The sequence below is a fragment of the Streptomyces sp. AF1A genome (assembly GCF_047340315.1).
Lineage (GTDB): Bacteria > Actinomycetota > Actinomycetes > Streptomycetales > Streptomycetaceae > Streptomyces.
Window position 1 is genome coordinate 1 of record NZ_JBLEBI010000128.1, and the last position, 19,878, is coordinate 19,878.

17 protein-coding genes and 1 pseudogene are annotated in these 19,878 nt (G+C 73.0%); 7 read left to right on the top strand and 11 right to left on the bottom strand.

All coding sequences use genetic code 11. The annotated features are described in order from the left end of the window. Positions 1 to 257 (top strand): annotated as a pseudogene (locus tag ACLU3S_RS26615) (MFS transporter); the annotation flags it as partial. 84 nt (positions 258 to 341) lie between these two features. Here ACLU3S_RS26615 and ACLU3S_RS26620 read toward each other — a convergent pair. Beyond that, a complete protein-coding gene (locus ACLU3S_RS26620; protein ID WP_413954483.1) occupies positions 342 to 1,205 on the bottom strand; it encodes a methylenetetrahydrofolate reductase in 864 nt (287 codons plus the stop codon). Between the two features lie 145 nt (positions 1,206 to 1,350). Continuing rightward, positions 1,351 to 1,932, bottom strand: a complete 582-nt coding sequence (locus tag ACLU3S_RS26625; protein ID WP_413954484.1) for a MarR family winged helix-turn-helix transcriptional regulator — start codon at positions 1,930 to 1,932, stop codon at positions 1,351 to 1,353. A 146-nt stretch (positions 1,933 to 2,078) separates the two neighbouring features. Here ACLU3S_RS26625 and ACLU3S_RS26630 point away from each other — a divergent pair, with 146 nt between their 5' ends. The 6 genes from ACLU3S_RS26630 (at position 2,079) to narI (ending at position 11,035) form a co-directional block, all read left to right on the top strand. Beyond that, positions 2,079 to 2,333, top strand: coding sequence for a hypothetical protein (locus ACLU3S_RS26630; protein WP_413954485.1), 255 nt, complete (start codon positions 2,079 to 2,081; stop codon positions 2,331 to 2,333). A 135-nt stretch (positions 2,334 to 2,468) separates the two neighbouring features. After that, positions 2,469 to 4,316: a chloride channel protein gene (locus ACLU3S_RS26635; RefSeq protein ID WP_413954486.1), complete on the top strand. Its 1,848-nt coding sequence runs from the start codon at positions 2,469 to 2,471 to the stop codon at positions 4,314 to 4,316. A 147-nt stretch (positions 4,317 to 4,463) separates the two neighbouring features. Beyond that, positions 4,464 to 8,144 carry a nitrate reductase subunit alpha gene (locus tag ACLU3S_RS26640; protein WP_413954487.1) on the top strand — a complete coding sequence of 1,227 codons (3,681 nt, stop codon included), beginning with the start codon at positions 4,464 to 4,466 and terminating at the stop codon, positions 8,142 to 8,144. A gap of 1 nt (position 8,145) precedes the next feature. Beyond that, positions 8,146 to 9,750, top strand: coding sequence for a nitrate reductase subunit beta (gene narH, locus ACLU3S_RS26645; protein WP_413954488.1), 1,605 nt, complete (start codon positions 8,146 to 8,148; stop codon positions 9,748 to 9,750). Then, complete coding sequence (gene narJ, locus ACLU3S_RS26650; protein WP_413954489.1) at positions 9,747 to 10,343, top strand: nitrate reductase molybdenum cofactor assembly chaperone; 597 nt, start codon at positions 9,747 to 9,749, stop codon at positions 10,341 to 10,343. Before narH ends, narJ begins: the two co-directional genes overlap by 4 nt. After that, a complete protein-coding gene (gene narI / locus ACLU3S_RS26655) occupies positions 10,340 to 11,035 on the top strand; it encodes a respiratory nitrate reductase subunit gamma (RefSeq protein WP_413954490.1) in 696 nt (231 codons plus the stop codon). The genes narJ and narI overlap by 4 nt, the downstream gene beginning before the upstream one ends. A gap of 15 nt (positions 11,036 to 11,050) precedes the next feature. On the opposite strand, the gene ACLU3S_RS26660 is transcribed toward narI, so the two are convergent. From ACLU3S_RS26660 to ACLU3S_RS26700, 9 genes are all read right to left on the bottom strand, one after another. Continuing rightward, positions 11,051 to 11,839, bottom strand: a complete 789-nt coding sequence (locus tag ACLU3S_RS26660) for an enoyl-CoA hydratase/isomerase family protein (protein ID WP_413954491.1) — start codon at positions 11,837 to 11,839, stop codon at positions 11,051 to 11,053. Continuing rightward, positions 11,836 to 13,083, bottom strand: coding sequence for a cytochrome P450 (locus ACLU3S_RS26665; RefSeq protein WP_413954492.1), 1,248 nt, complete (start codon positions 13,081 to 13,083; stop codon positions 11,836 to 11,838). The genes ACLU3S_RS26660 and ACLU3S_RS26665 overlap by 4 nt, the downstream gene beginning before the upstream one ends. 95 nt (positions 13,084 to 13,178) lie before the next feature. Beyond that, positions 13,179 to 14,537: a cytochrome P450 gene (locus ACLU3S_RS26670; protein WP_413954493.1), complete on the bottom strand. Its 1,359-nt coding sequence runs from the start codon at positions 14,535 to 14,537 to the stop codon at positions 13,179 to 13,181. A gap of 13 nt (positions 14,538 to 14,550) precedes the next feature. Beyond that, entirely contained in the window at positions 14,551 to 15,111 is a 561-nt protein-coding gene (locus ACLU3S_RS26675; protein WP_413954494.1) for a GTP-binding protein, read from the bottom strand. Between the two features lie 3 nt (positions 15,112 to 15,114). After that, the gene (locus tag ACLU3S_RS26680) at positions 15,115 to 15,498 is read right to left on the bottom strand and encodes a DUF742 domain-containing protein (protein ID WP_413954495.1); all 384 of its coding nucleotides are present in this window, start codon (positions 15,496 to 15,498) and stop codon (positions 15,115 to 15,117) included. Continuing rightward, entirely contained in the window at positions 15,495 to 16,334 is an 840-nt protein-coding gene (locus ACLU3S_RS26685; protein ID WP_413954496.1) for a roadblock/LC7 domain-containing protein, read from the bottom strand. The genes ACLU3S_RS26680 and ACLU3S_RS26685 overlap by 4 nt, the downstream gene beginning before the upstream one ends. Further along, entirely contained in the window at positions 16,331 to 17,512 is a 1,182-nt protein-coding gene (locus tag ACLU3S_RS26690; RefSeq protein WP_413954497.1) for an ATP-binding protein, read from the bottom strand. The genes ACLU3S_RS26685 and ACLU3S_RS26690 overlap by 4 nt, the downstream gene beginning before the upstream one ends. Before the next feature lie 284 nt (positions 17,513 to 17,796). Continuing rightward, the gene (locus tag ACLU3S_RS26695) at positions 17,797 to 18,306 is read right to left on the bottom strand and encodes an O-acetyl-ADP-ribose deacetylase (RefSeq protein WP_413954498.1); all 510 of its coding nucleotides are present in this window, start codon (positions 18,304 to 18,306) and stop codon (positions 17,797 to 17,799) included. Then, positions 18,303 to 19,721, bottom strand: a complete 1,419-nt coding sequence (locus tag ACLU3S_RS26700; protein ID WP_413954499.1) for a phytoene desaturase family protein — start codon at positions 19,719 to 19,721, stop codon at positions 18,303 to 18,305. The genes ACLU3S_RS26695 and ACLU3S_RS26700 overlap by 4 nt, the downstream gene beginning before the upstream one ends. Between the last annotated feature and the right edge of the window lie 157 nt (positions 19,722 to 19,878).

Below are 19,878 nucleotides of genomic sequence, written 5' to 3' on the forward strand. Positions count from 1 at the left end.
CCGGCACCGGCCTGATCACCCCGCTCGGCTTCGCGGCCCTCGCCTCGGCCACGCCCCGCGAGCGGCTGGGCCAGACCATGGGCGCCGCGGAACTGGGCCGCGAACTGGGCGACGCGGGCGGCCCCCTGCTGGTCGCCGCCGTCGCCTCCACAGCGACCCTCACCTACGGCTTCGGTGCCCTGGCCGCCGTGCTGGCCTCGGGCCCGCTGCTGGTGGGCGCCGCGCGGGCGGTGCTCCGGGGGAGGGCCGCCCGCTGAGATCCCTCCAGGCGGGCGGTACGACGGCAGCACACCGGCCGCCGGTCGAGCGTCCCGCTCCCCGGGGCCGGCGGTCTCGCCGGGTCAGCCGCGCAGGCGGAACCCGTTGATCCACTCCGACGTGGCCCGCAGGCCGCCGAAGGTGTAGAAGTGCACCTTGACCTCGCCGTGCCGCGTGGGGTCGTAGCGGCCGGCCAGCGCGTGCAGGAAGCGGTCCGGGCCGGTCGTGCCCATCAGGTTGGTCAGCGAGAAGCCGTACTTGCGGGCGACCGAGGCGCTGGTGGCGACGCCGAACCGGGTGGCGTAGCCGAGCAGCCGGCGCACGCCCGCCGGGCCGGGCACGCCGATGCGCACGGGCAGATGCACGCCCCGGGCGCGCACGGCCTCCAGCCAGCCGAGCACCGCGTCGGCGTCGAAGCCGAACTGGGTGATGACGTCGCCGGTGAACCGGTGGGCGCGGATCGCCGCCGCCTTGTCGGTGAGCGCCGACCACAGCGTGTGATCGGTGATCGCGGGGTGGCCCTCCGGATAGCCGCTGATGCCGATGTGCCGGACGCCGTGGCGCTGCAGCAGTCCGGTGCGGATGACGGCGAGGGCGTCCTCGTACGGTCCCTCGGGCCGGGCGGGGTCGCCGCCGACGACGAAGACATTGCCCGCGGTGCCGTCCGCGGCCAGCCCGGACAGGAACTCCTCCAGGGCGCCGCGGGAGGGCAGGCGGCGCGCGGAGATGTGCGGCACGGGGACGAAGCCGAGCCGTTTGACCGCGCGGGCCGCCGCCAGCCGCATGCCGTGGTCCTCGCCCGCGAGAAAGGTGATGTTGATGCGGGTGCCCCGCGGAATGCTGCCCTGCGCCTCCTCCAGCCCGGGCACGTCCTTGCCGGTCATCTCCAGTGAGAAGTCGTCCAGCAGGGCGGTGCCCACCGCGGGGGCGGTGAGAGCGGGGTTCATCGTGCTCCTTGTGCGGCTGAGGGGGGTGCTACGGCTGCGAAGGGTACGGCGGTGAATACGGCTGTGAAGGGTACGCCGCGCACGGCCGGGGTCCCGACCCGGGCCGATGATGTCACGGTTGCCGGTCGCGGCCGCCGCGGCCCCGTCAGGGGGCCGGGTTCAGCGGATCGTCCACCATGCCGGCGAGCCGGCCCGCCTCGGCGTCCGGGTCCAGGCCGGGGTCCAGGCTGCCCGCGGCCGCCGTCAGCGCGGTGAGCGCGGGCACGAGCCCGGCCCGCTCCCGTTCGGGCAGGCGCCCGACGAGCGCGCGGATCTCGGCACGCCGGTGGCTCAGCACGCGGTCCACCAGCTCCTCCCCCGCGGTGGTCAGCCGCAGCACGACCTCGCGGCGGTTGTCCGGGTTGACCCGCCGGTCGGTGAGGCCGAGCGTCTCCAGGCGCTCGACCATGCGCAGCGCGGTGGACGGCGTGACGCCCAGCGTGGCGGCCATGGCGGCCAGCTTGATCGGGCCGCAGCCGTGCAGGGCAACCAGGGAGCGCAGCTGGGGCAGGGTCAGCGGCACGTCGACGGAGGCGAGGGCGCGGGCGGAGAGCGCCACGATCAGCCGGGAGGCCGCCATCACCGCCAGGGTCACCTGCTCCGCCTCCCGGTCCAGTGCCTCGTCGGAGGCGCTCTCGTGCGCCGGGGCGCGCTGCGGGCCGCTGTCGCCGCCGTCCTGCCGCGTCATGGACTCCTCGACTCCTTGCACTCCTGCTGAACCGTCCACGATTCGGGTGCCCCCCGTCACCCCAGGTGACCATTGCAGAATGCAATGATAAGCTACGGGCTACCGGGTCGTGCGGGCGCGACGACTCCGGTGCAGAGGTGATGACGATGAGATCCGAGCCGATACGCGAAGCCTATGCGTTCGTGTGCCTGCGCTGCGGGCACGCCTGGGAGGGCGCCTACGACATCCTGCATGTCCGGGACGCCCAGGGCCGCCTGCGCACCCAGTATCAGGTGCCCGGCGGTCCACGGGTGCCCTCCCCGCTCACGGCGAACACCTGCCGGGTGTGCGGCGGTCACCGGATGCGCATCCTGCGCTCCGGGCGGGTCGACTCGGTCCGTGCTGCTGCCGTGACCGGCTGACAGCCCGGCCCCCTGCTCTTCGGCGGACGCGCGACGAGGCGCGTCCGTCGGCCATGCCCATGCCCTTTTCCTTTCGCGGTCAGCGCTGCCCGCGACCAGCCCCTGCCGCCGCACCCTCACGACGACGGAGCCACCATGTCCGCAAAGACCGCCACGAGAGCCCACTCCCCCACCCGGCATCTGCCGTCCCTGAAGATCCCGCACCTCGGCGACTTCCACGTGCCCCCGCGGGTCGTCGTCATCACCGCGCTGGCCGTGCCCGTCGGAGCCGCCGCCGCGCTGGTGGCGGCCGGGCTGCTGAAGCTGATCGCGCTGATCACGAACGTGTGCTTCCACGGCCGGTTCTCCTTCGGCTCCGCCGTGCCCGCCGACACCCCGCACCGATGGCTGGTGCTGGTGATGCCGGTGGTGGGCGGCCTGGTCATCGGGCTGATGGCGCGCTACGGCTCCGAGAAGATTCGCGGCCACGGCATGCCCGAGGCCATCGAGTCGATCCTCGTGGGCGGCAGCCGGGTGCAGCCGCGCGTCGCCGTGCTGAAGCCCGCCTCGGCCGCGATATCCATCGGCACCGGCGGGCCGTTCGGTGCGGAGGGCCCGATCATCATGACCGGCGGGGCGGTCGGCTCCCTGCTGGCGCAGTTCCTGCGGGTGACCACGGACGAGCGCAAGGCGCTGCTGGTCGCGGGCTCGGCGGCGGGGATGGCGGCGACCTTCAACGCGCCGCTCGCCTCCATCCTGCTCGCGGTGGAGCTGCTCCTGTTCGAGTGGCGGCCCCGCTCCTACCTCCCGGTCGCCGTCGCCGCCGTCACCGCCACCCTGGTGCGCGGGCCGATCCTCGGCACCGACCCGCTGTTCGGCGGCGCCCACGTGCCCGCCCATATCGCCATGCCGGCCTACGGGCTGTGCCTGGTCGCGGGCGCGGCGGCCGGACTGCTCGCGGTGGGCGCCACCGCCCTCGTCTACTTCTCCGAGGACGCGTTCTCCCGGTTGCGCATCCACTGGATGTGGTGGCCGGCGATCGGCGGCGCCGTGATCGGCCTGGGCGGCCTGGTCGAGCCGCGCGCGCTCGGAGTCGGGTACGACGTCATCGGCGCGCTGCTCACCGGGCACGCCACGACCGGACTGATCATCGGCATCCTCGTGGTCAAGACCCTCATCTGGGGCCTGTCCCTGGGTTCGGGCACCTCCGGCGGCGTGCTCGCCCCGATGTTCATGGTCGGCGGCGCCCTGGGAGCGGCCGAGGCCCTGGTCTTCCCGCACGTCAGCCCCGGGTTCTGGGCGCTGGTCTCGCTCGCCGGGGTGCTCGGCGGAGTGATGCGCTCCCCGCTCACCGGCATCGTCTTCTGCCTGGAGCTCACCCATGAGGTCAACGCGCTGATCCCCATGGTCATCACGGCGTCGTCCGCCTATCTCCTCTCGGTGGTGCTGCTGAAGCGGTCCGTGCTCACCGAGAAGCTCGCCCGGCGGGGTCTGCACCTCACCCGCGAGTACTCCGTGGACCCGCTCGAGGTGCACCTGGTGCGGCAGCTGGAGACGCCCGCCGGGGTCACCCTGGACGCCGGCCGCACCGCCGGCGAGGTCACCGCGCTGCTGCGCGCCGCACACGACGCGGGCGATCCCGACGGGCTGCTCGCCCAGCGCCTGTACCCGGTGCTGGGCCCGGACGGCGACCTGGCCGGCGTCGTCACGCGCGGGCAGCTGATCCACGCGGACCCCGCCGACCCCACCCCGCTGCGTGAGCTGGCCCGGCCCGCCGTCGTGGGCCACCCCGACGAGACCCTGCGCGCGCTCGCCAACCGCATGGCACGGCACGAGGTCACGCGGCTGCTGGTGGTCAGCCGGGAGGAGCGCCCGCGCGTCGAGGGCATCATCAGCCTGCGTCACCTGCTCACCGCCCGCCGCATCGACCTGCACGAGGAGCACCACGCCGAGCGGGTCCTCAGGCTGCGGACCCGGCGGGTTCCGGCCACGGCCACGACCTGACGGTTCATGGCGAACACAACTATTGCAAAGGGCAAGAAAAAGTCCGTTCTAGGCACGATCAACAGTGCGTAGTCACTCGACTCCGAAGCGCGACGATGGCGCAGGGTGGTGGAAGCGGAACCACCGGCTTCGGAGAGGAGTGACCACGTGGGACGGCGCGGTGCCCGGCGGGAAGCGGAACGGGTGGCGGCTCTCGCCGCCGACCAGTTGCTGCGGGCCGGCGGGATACTGCGGCGCACCGCGTCGACTCCCGATCTGAGAGCGGTGTTCCGCACCGATCAGGCCGTCAACGACGCGCCCTACCGGGAGCGCTGGGCCCACGACAGGGTGGTGCGCTCCACCCACGGCGTGAACTGCACCGGTTCGTGCTCGTGGAAGGTGTACGTCAAGGACGGCCTGATCACCTGGGAGACCCAGGAGACGGACTATCCGTCGACCGGGCCGGACCGGCCCGAGTACGAGCCGCGGGGCTGCCCACGAGGCGCCTCGTTCTCCTGGTACACCTACTCGCCCACCCGGGTGCGCCACCCGCATGTGCGGGGTGTGCTCCTGGAGTTGTACCGCGAGGCCCGCGACCGGCTCGGCGATCCCGTGGCCGCGTGGGCCGAGGTGACCGGGGACCCGGAGAAACGGCGGCGCTACCAGTCGGCGCGCGGCAAGGGCGGCCTGGTGCGCATCGGCTGGGAGGAGGCGCTGGAGATCGCGGCGGCGGCGCACGTGCACACCATCGCCGCGCACGGCCCCGACCGGATCGCCGGGTTCTCCCCGATCCCGGCGATGTCGATGGCCTCGCACGCGGTCGGCGCGCGGTTCATGTCCCTGATCGGCGCGCCGATGCTGTCGTTCTACGACTGGTACGCCGACCTGCCGATCGCCTCGCCACAGGTCTTCGGCGACCAGACGGACGTACCGGAGTCCGGGGACTGGTGGGACGCCGCGTATCTGATGCTGTGGGGCTCCAACGTGCCGGTGACCAGGACGCCGGACGCCCACTGGATGGCCGAGGCCCGCTATCGCGGGCAGAAGGTCGTGGTGGTGTCCCCGGACTACTCCGACGCGACCAAGTTCGCGGACGAGTGGCTGCATCCGCATCCGGGCACCGACGGCGCCCTGGCGCTGGCGATGGGGCACGTGATCCTCACCGAGTGCTTCGTGCGGCGGCGGGTGCCGTACTTCGCCGACTACGTCCGCCGCTTCACCGACCTGCCCTTCCTGGTGGAGCTCGAGGAGCGGGACGACGGCCTGGTGCCGGGCAAGTTCGTCACGGCGGCCGTGCTCGGGCTCGGCGAGGAGGACGAGGAGGAGGCCGCGTGGAAGCCGGTGCTCCTGGACGCCGCATCCGGCCGCCCGGTCGTCCCCAACGGCACCCTGGGCGAACGCTGGTCCAAGCGCGGCGAGGGCCGCTGGAACCTGGACCTCGGCGACCTCGACCCCGAACTCACCTTGTACGGACCGGGCATGGCGACCGCCCGGGTGCTGCTGCCCCGCTTCGACGGGCAGCCGCCCGCGGTCCGCGGGGTGCCGGTGCGCGAGCTGGCCGGACGGCGGGTCACGACCGTGTTCGACCTGCTGCTCGCCCAGTACGGCGTCGGCCGCGAGGGGCTGCCCGGGGCGTGGCCCACCGGCTACGCGGACGCGGCGCAGCCGTACACGCCCGCCTGGCAGGAGGCGATCACCTCGGTGCCGGCCGCCGCGGTGGAGCGCCTGGCCCGGGAGTTCGCGGACACCGCGGAGAAGAGCCGCGGCCGCTGCATGATCGTGATGGGCGCCGGCACCAACCACTGGTTCCACTCGGACACGATCTACCGCTCCTTCCTCACCCTGCTGCTGCTCACCGGCTGCCAGGGCGTCAACGGCGGCGGCTGGGCGCACTACGTCGGCCAGGAGAAGGTGCGCCCGTACACCGGCTGGCAGCAGCTGCAGTCGGCCGCCGACTGGGTGCGCCCGTCCCGGCAGATGGCGGGGACGCCGTACTGGTACCTGCACACCGACCAGTGGCGCTACGACCCGCACGGCGCCGACGCGCTCGCCTCGCCCACCGGCCGGGGCCTGTTCGCCGGGCGGCACACGGCGGACCTGGTGGCCCAGTCGATGCGGCTCGGCTGGATGCCCACCGCGCCCGCCTTCACGGCGAACCCGCTGGAGCTGGGCCGCGCGGTGCGGGACAGCGGGCACGAGCCGGACGAGTGGGTCGCCGCCCAACTCGCCTCCGGGAAACTGGGGTTCGCGTGCGAGGATCCGGACGACCCGGCCAACTGGCCGCGCGTGCTCACCGTCTGGCGGGCCAACCTGATCGGCTCCTCGGCCAAGGGCAACGAGTTCTTCCTGCGCCATCTGCTGGGCGCGAGCGACAACGCGCAGGCCGAACAGGCGCCGCCCGAGGCCCGGCCGCGGGACGTCGTCTGGCACGCCGAGGCGCCGCGCGGCAAGCTCGACCTGCTGCTCGCGCTGGACTTCCGGATGACGTCGACCACGCTCATGGCCGACCTGGTGCTCCCGGCCGCCACCTGGTACGAGAAGCACGACCTGTCCAGCACCGACATGCACCCCTACGTGCACGCGTTCTCGCCGGCGATCAGCCCCCCCTGGGAGGCCCGCACGGACTTCGAGACCTTCCACGCGCTGGCCGCCCGGTTCAGCGAACTCGCCCGGGACCGGCTGGGCACGGCGTACGACCTGGTGGCCACCCCCCAGCAGCACGACACCCCCGGCGAGACCGCCCAGCCCGGCGGCACGGCGTCCGACTGGCGCGAGGGCGGCACCCCCCGGCCCGGACGCAATCTCCCGCACTTCACCGTGGTCGAGCGCGACTACGGCGCCGTCGCGGAGCGGCTCGCCGCGCTCGGACCGCTCGTCGAGGAGCACGGCATGACGGTGAAGGGCGTCACCGTGCGGCCGGTGGCGGAGGCCCGCTGGCTGGCCGCCCGCTGCGGCACCGCCCGCTCCGGGGCGGCGGGCGGGCGGCCGCTGCTGGACACCGACGTCAAGCTGTGCGAGGCGATTCTCGCGCTGTCCGGCACCACCAACGGGCGCCTGGCGGCCGAGGGGTTCGAGCGGCTCGCCGAGCGGTGCGGCCCGGGCAGCGGGTTCGCGGCGCTCGCCGAGGCGGTGCACGAGCGGCGCGTGGTGTTCTCCGACACCCAGGACCGGCCGGTGCAGGTCGGCACCAGCTTCGAGTGGTCCGGCAAGGAGGCCCCCGACCGGCGCTACTCGCCCTTCACGGTCAACACCGAGCACCTCAAGCCCTGGCATACCCTGACGGGCCGCCAGCACTTCTATCTCGACCACGACTGGATGGCCGAACTGGGCGAGCAACTGCCCGTCTACCGGCCGCCCCTGGACCTCTCGCCGGCGCTGTACGCCGGTGAGCGCGAGGTGGAGGTCCGCTATCTCACCCCGCACTCCAAGTGGTCGATCCACTCGGAGTACCAGGAGAACCTGATCATGCAGACCCTGGCCCGCGGCGGGCCGGTCATCTGGCTGAGCGTCGCCGACGCCGAGGCGATCGGCGCCGCCGACAACGACTGGGTGGAGGCGGTCAACCCCAACGGGGTGGTGGTGGCCCGCGCGGTGGTCTCGCACCGCATGCCGCCCGGCACCGTGTTCATGTACCACGTGCAGGAGCGCCTGGTGAACGTGCCGCGCTCCGCGGCCACCGGCCGGCGCGGCGGTGTCCACAACGCCCTCACCCGCATCCTCGTCAAGCCCACCCATCTCATCGGCGGCTACGCCCAGTTGTCGTTCGCCCCGAACTACTACGGCCCCACCGGCAACCAGCGCGACGCCCGCACCGTGATCCGCCGCCGCGCGCAGGAGGTGCAGTACTGACATGCGCTGTATGGCACAGGTCGCCATGGTCATGAACCTCGACAAGTGCATCGGCTGCCACACCTGCTCGGTCACCTGCAAACAGACCTGGACCAACCGCAGGGGCACCGAGTACGCGTGGTTCAACAACGTCGAGACCCGCCCCGGGCAGGGCTACCCCCGCGGGCACGAGGACCAGGAGCGCTGGCGCGGCGGCTGGCGGCGGGACGCCCGGGGCCGGCTGGTACCGCGCGCCGGGGGCCGGGCCCGCCGACTGGCACGGCTGTTCGCCAACCCCGAACTGCCCTCGTTGGACGACTACTACGAGCCGTGGACCTACGACTACGACACCCTGATCTCGGCCCCGCTCGGCGACGACCTGCCCACGGCCCGCCCGCGCTCCCTGATCGACGGCCGCCCCACCGCCGTCACCTGGGGCCCCAACTGGGACGACGACCTCGGCGGCGGCCCGGACCACCTGGCCGGCGACCCCGTGCTGCGGCAGATGAACGAGCGGGTCCGGCTGGAGTACGAGCAGGCGTTCATGTTCCATCTGCCGCGCATCTGCGAGCACTGCCTCAACCCCACGTGCGTGGCGGTCTGCCCGTCCGGCGCGCTGTACAAGCGGATCGAGGACGGCATCGTCCTGGTCGACCAGGACCGCTGCCGCGGCTGGCGGATGTGCGTGAGCGGCTGCCCGTACAAGAAGGTGTACTTCAACCACGCCACCGGCAAGGCCGAGAAGTGCACCTTCTGCTATCCGCGGATCGAGGCCGGCGAGCCCACCGTGTGCTCGGAGACCTGCGTGGGCCGGCTGCGCTACCTCGGCGTCATGCTGTACGACGCCGACCGGGTCGGCGAGGCGGCCGCCGTGCCCGAGGAACGCGACCTGTACGAGGCCCAGTTGGGCTGCTTCCTCGACCCGTACGACCCGGCGGTGGTGCGGGCGGCCGAGCAGTCGGGCATCCCGCACGACTGGATCACCGCGGCCCGCCGCTCCCCGGTCCGGGACCTGATCACCACCTACCGGATCGCGCTGCCGCTGCACCCGGAGTACCGGACGATGCCGATGGTCTGGTACGTGCCGCCGCTCTCGCCCGTCGTCGAGGCGCTCACCCGCAGCGGCCACGACGGCGAGGACCCGTCGGCGCTCTTCGGCGCGATCGACGCGCTGCGCATCCCCCTCGGCTATCTCGCCGGGCTGTTCACCGCGGGCGACCCCGCCCCCGTGGAGGCAGCGCTGTGCCGGCTGGCCGCGATGCGGGCGCACATGCGGCGCGTCAACCTCGGCGAGGAACGCGACCCCGCCATCGCCCGCGGCGTGGGCCTGACGGAACCTGCCCTGGAGGCGATGTACCGGCTGCTGGCGCTCGCCAAGTACGAGGAGCGCTACGTCGTCCCGACCGCGTACGCCGCCGGCGCCGGCGCGGACGGCTCCGCCGGGGCCGGCTGCAGCCTGGACCACGCGGGAGGGCCCGGGATGCTCGACGCGGCGGCCTTCCACGCGCCGCCCGCCGCCGCCGGGACGGGCGGCGGCGCGCTGCGCGGCCGAGTCAACCTGCTGAACTGGGACGGCCGGGGCCGCCCGCGCGGCCTGTTCCCCGACGGTGGAGGAGCGGCGCGGTGAGCCAGCTGCTCCGGGTGGTGCACCAGGCCGCCGCCCTGCTCCTCGACCACCCCGGCGAGGACTGGCCGGAACGCCGGGACCGCGTCGCCGAGGCCCTCGGACGACTCCCGGGCACGCACATCGAGTTGCTGCGGGCGTTCTGCCGGTCCACGGCGGGCGTCCCGCAACTGGAGCTGTCGGCGCGCTACGTGGCGACCTTCGACCGCAGCCGCCGCCGCACCCTGTACCTGACCCACTACACCGATGGTGACACCCGCCGCCGGGGCGCCTCCCTCGCCGCGCTCAAGGCCCGTTACCGGCAGCACGGCTGGGAACCGGCCCGGGGGGAACTGCCCGACCACCTCCCCGCCATGCTGGAGTTCGCGGCGCGCTGCCCCGCGCCGGGCCGGGCGGTGCTGGCCGAGCACCGCGGCGCCCTCGACCTGCTCGCCCGCGGCCTCGACGCCTACGGCAGCGGCTATGCCGACGTGGTCCGCGCGGTCCGGGCCACGCTGCCGGCCGCACCGCCGGCGCCGGTTCCCCCGCAGGAACGCCCGGCTCCCGTGCCGTACCCGCTCCCGCACGCCCGGGGCGACGAAGGAGTACGCCGATGACACATCTGCGGATCGCGCTGTGGGGCGTGCTGCCCTACCTCGCCCTCGCCGTGCTGGTCGCCGGCACGGCCTGGCGCTACCGGTACGACCGCTTCGGCTTCACCACCCGCTCCAGCCAGCTCCACGAGTCCCGGCTGCTGCGGGTGGCGGGGCCGCTGTTCCACTACGCCCTGTTCCTCGTCGCCGGCGGACATGTGATGGGCCTGCTGGTCCCGGAGTCGCTGACCCGGCGGCTGCGGATCAGCGAGGCCCAGTATCACGCGGTCGCCCTGGGCATGGGCGGTGCGGCGGGCCTCGCCGCGGCCACCGGCCTCGGGCTGCTGCTGTACCGCCGGCTGCGGGTGCCCGCCGTACGGCGCGCGAGCAGCCGCAGCGACCGGGCGGTCCTCCCGCTGCTCGCGCTGGTCCTGCTCGCGGGCCTGACCGCCACCGCCTCCTCGGTGACCAACCCCTACGACTACCGGCTGGGCGTCGCCGTCTGGTTCCGCAGCCTGTTCGCGCTCGATCCCGACGTCGGCGCCATGGCGCACGCACCGCTCGTGTACCAGTGCCATGCCCTGCTGGCCCTGGCCCTGTTCGCGCTGTGGCCCTTCAGCCGCCTGGTGCACGCCTTCGCCGTCCCCCTCGGCTATGTCGTGCGCCCCTACGTCGTCTACCGCTCCCGGGCCAAAGCGGCCTCGGCGCACCGGTGAGCCGGGCCTGCCCGGTCAGGTACGCGACGCCAGGCCCAGCCCGCCGGTGAGCAGGTGGGCGTCGAGCAGGGCCACGTCGGCGGTGCGGGCGGCGCGGGCGTAGCCGGTCAGCATGCGCTTGGTGAGGGTCAGGGCCTCGGGCGGGCGCCGCACCAGCGGTCTCGTCCAGGCGCTGATCACCGCGTCCAGTCCGCCCGGCGGAGCGACCTTGTGCAGCAGGCCGATCCGGTGGGCGGTGGCCGCGTCGAACACCTCGCAGGTGAGCATGAGTTCGCGGATCCGGGCGGCGCCCGCCTCGGCGATCAGCCGGCCCATGGCGCCGCCCCACGCGGGCGGCAGGCCGAGGCCGATCTCGGGCATGCGGAACCGGCAGTCCTCCGCGCCCGCGCGCAGGTCGCAGTAGGAGGCCAGGGCGAGTCCGGCGCCGATGACCTTGCCCTGGAGCCGGGCGATGGTGACCGCGTGGGTGCTCTCCAGGGCGTCGCACACCCGGTACGCCTTGTCGGCGATACGGCGCAGCGCGGCGCCGCTGGGGTCGTCCGCGAGCGCCGCCTGGTACTCGGTGCGCTCGGCGCCGAGGGAGAAGTCGTCGCCGGCCGCCGTGAGGAGCAGGACCCTGACGTCCGGCCGCTCGTGGAGGCCGTCGAGCAGGGCGAGGAGGTCGTCGAGGGCGGCGACGGTCAGCGTGCCGTCCTGCGGCGAGGCGCCCAGCTCGACCCGGAGGACGGCACCGTCCAGGTCGGCGCGGAGCGCCTTGCAGACGAACGGGCGGTACGGATCGGCCATGTCGGCTGTGTCGGTCATGAGAGGGTGACGTCCAGGTTCAGCAGTCGTCGGAAAGCCACGCGCGGGGCCCACGTCGGCCGGCGCACGAGGGTCAGGCGCGGGAAGCGCGTGACCAGGTGGTGGAGCAGGGTCTGGGCCTCCAGGCGGGCCAGCGGTGCCCCGAGGCAGTAGTGGATGCCGCCGCTGAACGCGAGGTGCCCCGGTCTGCGGTGCAGGTTGAACAGCTCGGGGTCCTCGTGCCGGGCCGGGTCGCGGTTGGCCGCCCCGACCATCAGGTGGACCATCTCGTCCTTGCGGACCTCGACGCCGCCCAGCACGCAGTCCTGCGAGGCGACCCGGCTGATCACATGGGTGGGCGGGTCGTAGCGCAACGATTCTTCGACGGCGGCGGGCACCAGGTCGGGCTGGAGCGTGAGCCGGTGCCACTGCCGAGGGTGCTCCAGGACCAGCAGGGTCATGGTGGACAGCAGCGTGGAGGTGGTCTCCAGGGCGGCCAGCAGGACGAACAGGGCGAGGAAGTAGACCGCCCGGTCGGCCCTGTCGCGGTCGCTCTCCATGGTGTCCCACACCCGTATCCAGCGGGAGACGGGGTCCTCCCCCGGATGAGCGCGCCGCTCGCGCACCAGATCCGTGAAGTAGTCGCGCAGTTCGGCGGTGGCCGCGTCCGACAGCGCCAACTGGCTGGCGGACGGCAGGAGTTCCTGGGTGAACACCTGGTCGTGCGTCAGCTCGCGCAGCCTGGGGAAGTCGGCGGTGGGCAGCCCGAGCCAGTGCCCGATGGCGGCGACCGGCAACTCCTCGCCGACCAGGGCGTTGAAGTCGGCCTCGCCGTCGTGCAGCCGCTCGGCGAGGGTGTCGAGGAGCCGGGTGGTGAACCGGGCCACGGTGCCGCGCAGTTCCTCCAGAGTGCCGCGGTCGAACATGCCCGCCGAGCGCCGCACCAAGGTGTGCTCCGGGGGGTTGAGGGCGGGCAGGGTGCGGCTCATCTCCCGGGAGGAGGGCGCCATCCAGCGGGTGCCGTCCCCCTGCTGCTCGCGCCATCGCGCATCGGGCTCCAGCCAGGCCCTGCTGCGCAGGACCTGGTCGCACACGTCGAATCCGGTGACGAGGTGTCCGCCCCAGGGTGCGGCGGCCACCTCACCCCGGGAGCGGAGCTCCGCGTAGATCGGGAACGGGTTGGCCTGTCCCTTCGCCGTCCGCAGTCGGGAGAAGAGCGAGACGGCAAAACGTCTGTCAGCTGGCGGAGTTGTCGCAGTCTCCACTACGGCCCTTTCTTCACCTAGGCATCAGCCGCCATGCATACCCTCCGCTTGATGCGCACATACAATCGGACTATTCAATGATGAAGTTGCCTTCGTCACTCTCCCCTGGTCCATGCCAGGAAGCGGCTGAACAGGCCGGGTTTGTGCTTCGGCGCGCCCTGCTGCGCCGACCGGGGCGCGGCCGCGGCCGGGGTTTCCGGGGCGGCTGCGCGCGGTTCCGCTTTCCGAGCGGGCGCCGGCGCGATGGTGCGCGGGCTGAACCGGACCGGCAGCGCCACCAGGGACCGGCTCCAGGGGGCCGGCACCCAGCTCAAGTCCTTGAAGGGGGCGCGGACCTCGATGTCGGGGAGCCGGTTGAGGAGGGACTCCACGGCGGTGACGGCGATCTGGAACGCCGGGTCCTTGGCGGGGCAGGCGTGCGGCCCGGCGCCGAAGGCGAGGTGGGCCTTGGCGCTGAGCTGTTCGCGGTGCTCGGCCAGCCGGGGGTCGGTGTTGGCGGCCGCGAAGGAGATCAGCACCGGGTCGTTCGCCCTGAGCACGCGTCCGCCCAACTCCACGTCGTGCGTGGGGTAGTGGACGGCGTAGTTGGCGATGGGCGCGTAGTTCCACAGGACCTGGGTGACGGCGTCCTCCACCGGCAGCCCGGACCGCCACTCCTCGCCGAGGATCAGCGCGCTGCTGGTGCCGATCGCCGCGGCCAGCGGCGCGGTGCCCCCGGAGAGCAGGGTCACCAGCTGGTGCAGTACCTCCTCGTCGGACAGCTGCGCCTCGTGCTGCATCAGACGGGTCGTCAGGTCCTCGCCCGGGGTCCGGCGCTTGATGGCGATCAGCTCCGCCAGCGCCTCCCCCAGCACCTGGTCGGCGCCCTGGGTGCCGGCGAAGATGCCGCTGATGCCGGTGATGACCCGGTCGCCGATCTCCGGAGGGCAGCCGAACAGGTCGCTGAAGACCAGCAGCGGCAGCGGCTGCGCGTACTCCGCCATCAACTCGGCCTGGCCGAGCCGCTCGGAGCTGAAGCGGCTGATCAGGTAGTCGGCCGAGGCCTGCGTCTGGCGCACCAGCTGCAGCTCGTTGACCGTGGCCAGGCTGTCGGTGACGGCCTGGCGCAGCCGGGCGTGCGCCGCGCCGTCGCTGAACAGCGCGTTGGGCCGGTACGCCATCATGGGCAGCGCCGGGCTGTCCTCGGGGACGCGGCCCTCGTTGAGCGCGTTCCAGCGCCGCGCGTCGCGGACGAACGACGCGGGGTTCTGCAGGATGTACAGGGCGGCGTCATAGCTGGTGACCAGCTCGACCTGGACGCCCGGCGCGATGTCGACCGGGGCGCTCGGGCCGAGCGAGCGCAGGTGGGCGTAGTGGCCGTCGGGATCGGAACCGAACTGGGGGCCGTAGAGCTGGACGTTGCCGTGCGCGGGGCACCCGGGGGGTGGCCCCTGCATGCCGGATCGCTGCTGCATGAGCGGGGGGCTCCTAGTCGATGAGGGACAGTAGGTGGCGCACGAGGGTGATGAGGGCGTGGGCCGCTGACTGCTGGTCGCGGACGTCGCAGGGGACGACGGGGGTGGACGCGGACAGGTTGAGCGCCTCGCGCACCTCCTCGAGCGGGTAGCCGGGCGTGCCGTCGAAGTGGTTGACGCCGATGGCGTAGGTCAGACCGAACCGCTCCACCAGGTCGAGCACGGGGAAGGACTCGGAGAGCCGCTCGGGGTCGACGAGGACGAGCGCGCCCAGGGCGCCCCGGGACAGCTCCTCCCACATCTCCTTGAAGCGCTCCTGGCCGGGCGTGCCGAACAGGTACAGCACCACCTCGTCGTTGATGGTGAGGCGGCCGAAGTCCATGGCGACCGTGGTGGTGGTCTTGTCGGGGGTGCCCGACAGGTCGTCGAACCCCTCGCTGGCCTCGGTGATCTCTTCCTCCGTCCGCAGCGGCTCGATCTCCGAGATGCTGCCGATGCACGTGGTCTTGCCGACGCCGAAGTGCCCCACCACGAGCACCTTCACCGCGGTGCGGACGCCTGAATCCAGGTACACGAATCACGCTCCGAATCGGGCTCTGAGGCCGTCGAGCACGGCGTTCAGCACATCTCGGTCGACACGTTCGGCGCGCGGAACGGGTTTCCGCACGACGATCAGACCGCTGTCCTCCATCTGCGCCAGGAGGATCCGTACGACCCCCAGCGGCAGATGCGTGTGGGCGGCCACCTCGGCCACGGACAGGAAGCCGTCCATGACGAGGTCCAGAACCTGGCGGGCCTCCGGCGAGAGCGTGCGCACCGAGGCGGCGGCGCCCTCGCTCGCGGACACCAGGGCCGTTCGCTCGTAGGCGTGCTCCGGGGGCAGGGAGCCCCCGTTCGCGATCACGAAGAGCGGGACTAACGCCGAGGTCAGCTCCAGTTCCTCGTCCGGCTCGTCGCTCACGTGCGGCTCGCCTCCCCGCGCGGTGCCAGATGGGCGCCCAGGCTCGGCACGACCTGATGCAGCCGGGTGGTGAACTCCTCGATGTCGGCGTCGTGCTGAGCGGCCGCCGCCAGGAAGGCGCCGCGGCCGGCCGCGATCAGGAAGATCCACCCGTGCTGGAACTCGATGACCGTCTGGCGCCAGGCCGCGTCCTGCTGGACACCGGCGAACTGGGCCGTGGCCCGGCTGTAGGCGTGGATGCCGGTCATGGCCGCCGAGATGGTGTCCGCGAGGTCCTGGCTCATGCCCGAGGTCGCGCCGCGGGGCAGGCCGTCGGCGCCGAGCAGCACCGCGTGCCGGGCGCCGTGCACCTCACCGATCACCTCGTCGAGGTCGGCGATCGGGATTCCGCTGCCGCTCCCCGCCGCCCCGCCGTGCCGGCCGCGGTCCTGTCCGCCGTCCTCGGCGTGCACCCGGGGCGGCGAGGTGAGGTTGTTGCCGAGCCGGGCGACGAGCCGGTGCATGCGGAAGGAGATCTGCTGCATGTCCACGTCCGGTGCCGCAGCCGCGGCCAGATAGGCCCCCTGCCCGGCGCCGATGAGGAAGATCCACCCGTGCGAGAACTCGATGATCGTCTGGTTCCACTGCCTGTCCTCCCCCGGCCCGGCGAAGTGGGAGGTCGCGCGGCTGAGCGACTGCATGCCCGCCATGGCGGCGGAGATCGTCCGCACGTCCTTCTCTGACATGCCGTCGGTCGCACCACGGGGAAGGCCGTCCGCGGACAGCAGGACGGCGTGGCGTGCCTTGGGCACATTGGCCACGATGTCCTCGAGCATCCACGACAGGTCTGTGGTCATGCGTCATCGGACCCTTCGGACGGTGCCGCGGTGAGGTTGCGGCCCGAGAGCGTGCCGCGCTGGAAGGCTCCCAGGCTCCGGCCGGCCGCACGCCCGGTGTCCTCCGTCGCCGCGTCGGCCGGCGCGGTGGCGTCCTCGTCGCGGACGCTGGCGATGGGCACCTGGCGCGCGCCGCGCCGGGGCAGGCCGTTCGCGGTGCGTGCCACGGGCTCCGGCCGGGCGGCCGCGCCGCGCGCGACACCGGACTGCGCATCCTCCACCGAGGGCGTCTCCTCTTCCGTCCACAGCTCCTCCGGCAGCAGGACGACCGCGCGCACACCGCCGTAGCGGGAGACCCCGGTGACGTCCACCCGGAAGCCGTACTGCTGCGCGAGGAGGCCGATCACGGGGAAGCCGAACTTCGGCTGGTTGCCCAGCTGCGACAGCCGGGGGCGGTACTCGCCGGAGAGCAGCGCGCTCGCCTTCTGCCGCTCCTCGTCGTTCATGCCGACACCGGCGTCGTCGATGACGATGCACAGGTTCTTCTGCACGCGCTGGAACGTGACTTCGATGGGCGAGCCCTGCTGGGAGAAGCTGGCAGCGTTGTCGAGCAGCTCCGCCACGGCGAGGGCGACGGGCGAGACGGCCGACGCCTTCAGCGCGAATCCGGTCTGCTGCATGATCTCCACGCGCCGGAAGTTGCGGATCTGCCCCTGGGCGCTGCGCACGACGTCGTACACGCTCGCGGCCCTGCTGCGGCGGCCCAGCGGCGCACCGCACATCACCGCGATGCCCTGCGCCTTGCGGGCCATCTGGGCGTTGGCGTGGCTGACTTCGAGCAGGTCGCCGAGCACGGAGTGACCGCCGTACTTGCGCTGGATCTCCTCCAGCAGGGTCAGCTGCTCCGCGGCGAGGCTCTGCAGAAAGCGCGCGGAGCCCTTGAGGACTGCCTTGGTGCTGTCCTCGGCCGCCTCTTCGGCTTCCTGGATGGTCTTGGCGTGCTCGGTCCGGTGCTGGTTCAACTCTACGTGTAAGGCGGCCAGTTGGCCGTCGGCCTCGCTCAGTCGCTGAGTGAGGACGGCCTCGGTCTGGGCCTTCTTCGCCGCTATGGCCTTCGCGCGGCGACTGAGGACCAGGGCCGCGGCGACGGCTATCGCCGCCACTGCAACCAGGCACCAGACAAGTGCGTCTCGAAACATGGAAACCTTTCCTGGCGTATAGCCTGCGGCCGTTGGCGGAAGGGCACCGCGAGAACTGGTTCAACCTGGTCCTGCCACGACGCCCGGGGCCGAGGGGGACCAAGGTCACAGACGCGGGGATGCTATCACCCGATTAGGGGAACCTCCGCACGCGTAAGCCGCGGCAACTCCCCTGCTCAGCAGGCTACTTGCTCCTGTTATGCGATGCTCGATCGGCCATTCCGGATTCGTGCCCGGAGGTTGCCGGTCCGGCACGGTTTCGACCGTGCCAAGAGACAGGCAACTCAGGGTGTCTGCCGCGCGAACACCTCGTACGCCCGCTCGTCGAAGAGCACGAAGCGGACCTCCTCGACCGCCGTCGGCGTGCCGCGGACCGTGTCGAGCGCGATCCGGGCGGCGTCCTCCATCGGCCACCGGTACACCCCGGTGGAGACGGCCGGGAACGCCACCGTGCGGGCGCCCAGTTCGTCGGCGACGCGCAGGCACGCGCGGTAGCAGGAGGCGAGGAGTCCGGAGCGGTCCTCTTCCGGGCTGAAGACGGGGCCGACGGTGTGGATCACCCAGCGGGCGTCGAGCTGTCCGGCCGTGGTGGCGACGGCCTGGCCGGTGGGCAGGCCGTCGCCGTATCGGGAGGCACGCAGCCTGCGGCACTCGGCCAGGATGGCGGGGCCGCCGCGGCGGTGGATCGCGCCGTCCACGCCCCCGCCGCCCAGCAGCGAGGAGTTGGCCGCGTTGACGATCGCGTCGGCGCTCTGCCGGGTGATGTCGCCCTGGACGAGGGTGATGGTGGTCATGACTGCCGGAGCCTGCGCCAGACGGCCTTGGCCGCGTTGTGCCCCGACATGCCGTGCACGCCGGGCCCCGGCGGGGTGGCCGAGGAGCAGATGAAGACGGCCGGATGAGGGGTGTGGTACGGGAACAGGGACAGCCGGGGGCGCAGCAGCAGCTGGAGTCCCGAGGCCGCGCCGCAGGCGATGTCCCCGCCGACGTAGTTGGCGTTGCGGGCGGCCATCTCGGCGGGGCCCGCGACGGCGCGGGCGAGCACGCGGTCGCGGAAACCGGGGGCGAAGCGCTCCAGCTGGCGCTCCATGGCGTCGGTGAGATCGCCGGACCAGCCATTGGGTACATGGCCGTACGCCCAGAAGACCTGCTTGCCCTCGGGGGCCCGGGTCGGGTCGGCCACGCTGGGCTGCACGGTGATCATGAAGGGCCTGTCCGGGGCGCGGCCCTCGCGGGAGGCGGCGCGCAGGGCGGCGCCGATCTCGGCCTGGCTCGCGCCGATCTGCACGGTGCCGGCGACGCGCGCCTCGGGCGCGGTCCAGGGCACCGGGCCGTCCAGCGCGTAGTCGATCTTGAAGACGCTGGGGCCGTAGCGGAAGCGGTCGTAGTAGCCGCCGAAGCCGGCGATGCGGGCGAGCGCGGCGGGCGAGGTGTCGAAGACGTAGGCGCGCGCCGGAGGCAGGTCGTCCAGCCGCTTGACCTCGTAGTCGGTGTGCACGGCGCCGCCCAGGTCCCGCAGGTAGGCGGCGAGGGCGTCGGAGATGGCCTGGGAGCCGCCGCGGGGCACCGGCCAGCCGCGGGCGTGCGCGGCCAGCGCGAAGACCAGGCCGACGGCGCCGGTGGCGAACCCGTCGAGCGGGGCCATGACGTGCGCGACCAGACCGGCGAAGAGGGTTTTGATCCGCTCGTCCCGGAACCGGCGCATCAGCCAGGTGGACGGCGGCAGCCCGGCCAGGCCGAAGCGGGCCAGGGTGACCGGGTCGCGCGGCAGTGCGCTCGACGGAAGCGACATGAAGTCCCGTACGAGCGTGTCCCAGCGGGTGAGCAGCGGCCCGACCAGCCTGCGGTAGGCGCCCGCGTCGCGCGGTCCGAAGGAGGCGGCGGTCTCGGCGACCGACCGGGACAGCACGGCAGCGGTGCCGTCCGGGAACGGGTGCGCCATGGGCAGGCCGGCGTGCAGCCACTGGAGGCCGTACCGCTCCAGGGGCAGGGCGCGGAAGGCCGGCGAGTTGATGCCGAGGGGATGGGCGGCCGAGCACGGGTCGTGCCGGAACCCGGGCAGGGTCAGCTCCTCCGTGCGGGCGCCGCCGCCCACGGTGGACTTCGCCTCGAACAGGGCGACGGAGAAGCCGCGGCGCGCCAGCTCCACGGCAGCCGTCAGTCCGTTCGGCCCCGCACCCACTACGACCGCATCGAGCATCGACGGCACCTTCGGACCCCTTCGTCAGCCGATGGCCACTCCGGATCAGGATATGCCGGGGGACCGACACTGCCCCGGCCCGGGTGGACCCGGTGCGGATCCGCGCCGGGACCTGGCCCCCGGGTCAGGCGGCCGGCGTGCGCAGCAACCCGGCCGGCCGGCGCAC

Coding starts and splice junctions, on each gene's coding strand:
- ACLU3S_RS26635 (WP_413954486.1), top strand. CDS start 2,469: ATGTCCGCAAAGACCGCCACGAGAGCCCACTCCCCCACCCGGCATCTG.
- ACLU3S_RS26660 (WP_413954491.1), bottom strand. CDS start 11,839: ATGACCGACACAGCCGACATGGCCGATCCGTACCGCCCGTTCGTCTGC.
- narI (WP_413954490.1), top strand. CDS start 10,340: ATGACACATCTGCGGATCGCGCTGTGGGGCGTGCTGCCCTACCTCGCC.
- ACLU3S_RS26625 (WP_413954484.1), bottom strand. CDS start 1,932: ATGACGCGGCAGGACGGCGGCGACAGCGGCCCGCAGCGCGCCCCGGCG.
- narH (WP_413954488.1), top strand. CDS start 8,146: ATGCGCTGTATGGCACAGGTCGCCATGGTCATGAACCTCGACAAGTGC.
- ACLU3S_RS26685 (WP_413954496.1), bottom strand. CDS start 16,334: ATGACCACAGACCTGTCGTGGATGCTCGAGGACATCGTGGCCAATGTG.
- ACLU3S_RS26695 (WP_413954498.1), bottom strand. CDS start 18,306: ATGACCACCATCACCCTCGTCCAGGGCGACATCACCCGGCAGAGCGCC.
- ACLU3S_RS26630 (WP_413954485.1), top strand. CDS start 2,079: ATGAGATCCGAGCCGATACGCGAAGCCTATGCGTTCGTGTGCCTGCGC.
- ACLU3S_RS26620 (WP_413954483.1), bottom strand. CDS start 1,205: ATGAACCCCGCTCTCACCGCCCCCGCGGTGGGCACCGCCCTGCTGGAC.
- ACLU3S_RS26670 (WP_413954493.1), bottom strand. CDS start 14,537: ATGCAGCAGCGATCCGGCATGCAGGGGCCACCCCCCGGGTGCCCCGCG.
- ACLU3S_RS26690 (WP_413954497.1), bottom strand. CDS start 17,512: ATGTTTCGAGACGCACTTGTCTGGTGCCTGGTTGCAGTGGCGGCGATA.